General features: G+C 70.2%; 4 protein-coding genes. 3 read left to right on the forward strand and 1 reads right to left on the reverse strand.

The genetic code is table 11. From position 1 onward, the window contains the following. On the forward strand, positions 1-1115 hold a 1115-nt coding region (locus I71_RS01160; RefSeq protein WP_042689007.1), incomplete at its 5' end, for an efflux RND transporter permease subunit. A gap of 3 nt (positions 1116-1118) precedes the next feature. On the opposite strand, the gene I71_RS01165 is transcribed toward I71_RS01160, so the two are convergent. Next, on the reverse strand, positions 1119-2213 hold the full coding sequence (locus I71_RS01165) for a patatin-like phospholipase family protein (protein WP_083896898.1): 1095 nt from the start codon (positions 2211-2213) through the stop codon (positions 1119-1121). Positions 2214-2379: 166 nt separating this feature from the next. On the opposite strand from I71_RS01165, the gene I71_RS01170 reads away from it, so the two are divergent. Both I71_RS01170 and I71_RS01175 read left to right on the forward strand, forming a co-directional pair. Then, a complete protein-coding gene (locus I71_RS01170; RefSeq protein WP_042689012.1) occupies positions 2380-3189 on the forward strand; it encodes an RNA methyltransferase in 810 nt (269 codons plus the stop codon). Between the two features lie 264 nt (positions 3190-3453). Further along, on the forward strand, positions 3454-4667 hold a 1214-nt coding region (locus tag I71_RS01175), incomplete at its 3' end, for a helicase-related protein (RefSeq protein WP_280109832.1).

Below are 4667 nucleotides of genomic sequence, written 5' to 3' on the forward strand. Positions count from 1 at the left end.
CCGACCTGGACAGGCTGTCGCAGACGGTGATCGGTGCCATGCGCGCCATCCCCGGCTTCGTCGACGTCGACAGCACGCTGAAGGCGGCCAAGCCGACGCTGGCGTCCCGGCTGGAGCGCGACCTCGCCAGTGACCTCGGCATCGGCACCGCCAAGGTCGCCGAAACGCTGCGCCCGCTGTTCGCCGGGGATACGGTGTCGAGTTGGAAGGCACCGGACGGCGAAAGCTACGACGTGCTGGTCCGTCTGCCGGAAGGCGACCGCGTCAGCCGCGCCGATCTCGACCGCATCCATTTCTCCGGCGGCATGGACGCCAGCGGCGCGCCCCGCATGATCCCGCTGTCCCAGGTGGCCGAGGTGACGACGACGCTCGGCGCCTCGCAGATCAACCGGCGCGATCTGCAGCGCGAGGTGAATGTCCAGGCCAACGTCCAGGGCCGCGCCGCCGGCGACGCCGGACGCGACCTGCAGGCGGCATTGGCGAAGATCGAGCTGCCGCCCGGCTACCGCATCGTCTTCGGCGGCTCGACCAAGGACATCGCCGAGACCAGCGGCTATGCGGCCCAGGCCCTGGCGCTGGCCGTCATCCTGATCTACCTGATCCTGGCCTCGCAGTTCGGCAGCTTCCTGCAACCGTTCGCCATCATGGCCTCACTGCCCTTGTCGTTGGTCGGCGTGTTCCTGGGCCTGCTGGTGGCGGGATCGACGCTGAACATCTTCAGCGCCATCGGCTTCATCATGCTGATGGGTCTGGTGACCAAGAACGCCATCCTGCTGGTCGATTTCGCCAATCAGGCCCGCAAGCGCGGCGCCAGCCTGCACGATGCGCTGGTGGAGGCCGGCATCATCCGCCTGCGTCCCATCGTGATGACCACTGCGGCGATGATCTTCGGCATGATCCCGCTGGCGCTCGGCATCGGCGAGGGGGCGCAGCAGCGTGCACCGATGGCCCATGCGGTGATCGGCGGCCTGTTGTCCTCGACCATCCTGACGCTGCTGGTGGTGCCGGTGGCGTTGACCTATCTCGACGGGCTGTCGCGCCGGATGAAGCGCTGGTTCGCCCACGACGACCCCGATGCCCAGCAGCACCCGGCAGGGCACCACCCGGCAGAGTGAGCGTCAGGCGAGGGCGGGTGTCCGCACCGAACTCTCGACACCGACGGCCCGCATATTCTCCGCCACCCAGCGTCCCGCCGCCTCGCGCCCGGCGTCGCGCAGCCAGTTCAGGAAGCTCCAGTCGGTCATCAGCTTCGAATAGAGCCCCAGATCCTGCAGATGCTCGTCAGCGCCGATCAAATGCAGGCGGGGCGCGTCGGCACGGGCGGACAGGCAGCGCATCTCCTGCAGCAGGGCGGCGTTGAAGGTGATCTGGTTCAGGCGGGCGGCGATCCCGGCGGGGTCCTCCGGCGTGGTGGCGCAGGTGAAGGGATTGATCGCCACCACCAGCAGATCGGCGCCGGGACAGGCCTCGGCCAGCGGCGACAGCGGTGGGTTGGCGAGATAGCCGCCATCCCAATAATCCTGCCCGTCGATCCGCACCGCACGGAACAATGACGGCAGGCAGGCAGAGGCCAGCAGATGATCGACCTCGACCTCCGTCTCGTCGAACAGCCGCAGGGCACCCGTCCGTACAGTTGTGGCGCTGACAAACAGCCGCAGTCCGCTGCGCCGGATCAGGTCCGGTTCGACCAACTCGCTCAGCAGGCCGCGCAGCGGGTGGAAATCCGCCGATTGCGTCCGATAGGGACTGACCCAGCGCCGCGCCCACTCCACCAGATGGGTTCCCGGCGTATGATCGACATTCCAGCGGCCAAGAAGCCGGTCGGTCAGGTTCGGCCGGATCGGTCCCAGCCGGCCGGCGGCGCTCACCCGCTCCCAGAAATTCGCCAACTCCGACCGCGCCCCCTCCCTCGGCGCGGCGCCACCACCCCGCGCCCAGCCCTGGACCAGCATGGCGGCATTCATCGCGCCGGCGCTGGCGCCGCTGACCCCAACCAGCCGGATGTCTTCCTCCAGCAGCCGGTCGAGCACGCCCCAGGTGAAGGCTCCGTGTGCCCCGCCCCCCTGCAATGCCAGCGCCAGCGTCGGCTTGGGCGGCGGCAGAGCCAGCATCGGCCCCGGCCCCGACAGCTCCAGCGGTTCCGCCGGCAGGGCGCGCGGTGCAGGCTTCGCCCGTCCGCGCATGCGGTTCCACAGCGTTCGGATCATCGTCATGGCCGGCACGTCCCCAAATAACTTTGCTGCATCGCAACATGAGCGGAGACTTGTGCATCCGCAAGGGGGTATGCCCATGGAGGCAGAGGGCCAACTGTGCCAGGGCATTGGAAACCCGCCTCCATATGCACTAAGTAGGCGCACATCCCAGACGCCGAGCCGCCTCTTGCCCACAATCATCCCGATCACCGACCCCGAAGACCCGCGCATCGAGCCCTACCGCGACGTGCGGGAGCGCGATCTCGTCGGCCGTGATGGGCTGTTCATCGCCGAAGGGGCAGTGGTGGTGCGCAGCCTCGTCCAGTCCACCCGCTATCGCGCCCGCTCGCTGCTGATCGCCGACAAGCGCGTGGCGGCACTGGAGCCGATGCTGGCCGCCCTGCCGGCGGACACCCCCGTCTACACCGCAACCCAGCCCGTTCTGGACCGCATCGCCGGTTTCCCCCTGCATCGCGGTATCCTGGCTGTGGGAGAAAAGACCATCGTCCCCAGTGCCGCCGATCTGCTGGCCGCCTGCGGACCGGTCGCCCGAATCGTCATGCTGTTCGGCATCGGCAACCACGACAATATGGGCGGCATCTTCCGCAACGCCGCCGCCTTCGGCGCCGATGCGGTGATCCTCGATCCCGGCTGCTGCGACCCGCTCTACCGCAAAGCGATCCGTGTTTCGGTCGGCGCCACCCTGCTGGTGCCGACGGCGAAGCTCGCCGACGACGAAGACCCACTCGCCCTTCTCGACCGGTTCGGCTTCGAGGCGGTGGCGCTCAGCCCCTCCGGTGCCGAGACGCTGACCGCCCTGACACCGCCGCGCCGCGCCGCCCTGCTGTTCGGGTCGGAAGGGCCGGGCCTGCCACCGGCCCTGCTGGCCCGCGCCCGCAGCGTGTGCATCCCGATGGCGGGCGGCTTCGATTCCCTCAATGTGGCGACCACCAGCGGCATCGTGCTGCACCACATCGCTTCCGGACAGGTCCCATGACAGACGACGCCAACGCGCCGGCCGCCACAACCACCGCCGACCCACATCTGGTCCACGACCTCGCCGTCGCCCATCCGGAGGTGACGACGCTGGGAGCCGCCGGCCTGCTGCGGATGACCGACGCCGAGGCGCGCGGTCTGGTGCCGCTCGGCCTGCCGCTGCCGAAGGGCAAGCGCGACCTGCTGGTGCCGGCGGAGCGGCGCGCGGCCATCCTGCTGGAGATCGCCGGCCGCATCGACCGTGCCCACCGCCGCGACGACCTGCTTGCCCAGGGCCGCCGGGCGCTGGCCGGCAGCCACACCGCCCTTCTCTCCTGCGAGGACCGCACCCGCGTCCGCGCCGTGCGCAGCGACGACCTGCCCTGGCCCGGCTTCTCGCCGGCGATCCGCCTGCAGGTCGCCCGGACCTTCGACGCGCTGGAACTGTCGGACCTGTCGGACACCGAACTGTCGGCCCGGCTGGACCACGACCCTAATCTGCGCGCTGCGCTGGACGACGGCCTGTCGCGCGTCGCCGGCCCGACTGCGCCAACTGGCCGAGCGGGCCGGCGACGATCCCGACTGGGGCTTCGCCAGCCTTGCCGAGCGCCTGAACAAGGCCGCCCGCAACCGCAGGGACGCCGACGAACTGCTCGACCGCTGGGACCGCGAGTACGACCAGTGGCGCCGCGACCGGGCAGAGGCGCGCGGCCGGCTCTATGTCGACCGGCATTTCGACTTTTCCCGCTTCGAACGGCTGTTCCCGGTGGCGCGCGGCATGAGCCGCCGTCTGGTCCTGGTGATCGGGCCGACCAACTCCGGCAAGACGCACCGCGCCATTTCGGCGCTCCGCGAGGCCCGCGACGGCGTCTATCTGGCGCCGCTGCGCCTGCTGGCGCTGGAGGTGATGGAGCGGCTGAATGCCGAAGGCACCCCCACCACCCTGATCACCGGCGAGGAGGAAATCCGCACGCCAGGCGCCCGCCACACCGCCTCGACCATCGAGGTGATGGATCCCGACCGGCCGGTCGAGGTCGCTGTGATCGACGAGATCCAGATGCTGGCCGACCCGGCGCGCGGCTGGGCCTGGACCGCCGCCCTGATGGGCGTGCCGGCCGAGACCGTCTACATCCTCGGCGCGCCGGAGGTCCGGCAACTGGTGGAGCGTGCCGCCGCCCATCTCGGCGAACCGCTGGAGGTGGTGGAGCTTGACCGCAAGACCCCGCTGTCGATGCTCGACCGCCGGCTGGAGTGGGCCGAGGTGGAGCGCGGCGATGCGCTGATCGCCTTCTCCCGCCGTGAGGTTCACAGCGTCCGCGACACCCTGCTGGCCCAGGGCCTGTCGGTCGCCGCCATCTATGGTGCGCTCGCCCCGGCGGTGCGGCGGCGCGAGGCGGCGCGCTTCCTGTCCGGCGAGGCCGATGTGGTGGTGGCAACCGACGCCATCGGCATGGGGCTGAACCTGCCCTGCCGCCGCGTGCTGTTCACCGCCTGGAAAAG

Origin of the sequence: Azospirillum sp. B506 (assembly GCF_000333595.1) — a bacterium.
Taxonomy (GTDB): Bacteria; Pseudomonadota; Alphaproteobacteria; order Azospirillales; family Azospirillaceae; genus Azospirillum.

Excerpts from the sequence above, each read along its gene's own strand:
- I71_RS01165 (WP_083896898.1), bottom strand. The coding sequence starts at position 2,213 with ATGACGATGATCCGAACGCTGTGGAACCGCATGCGCGGACGGGCGAAG.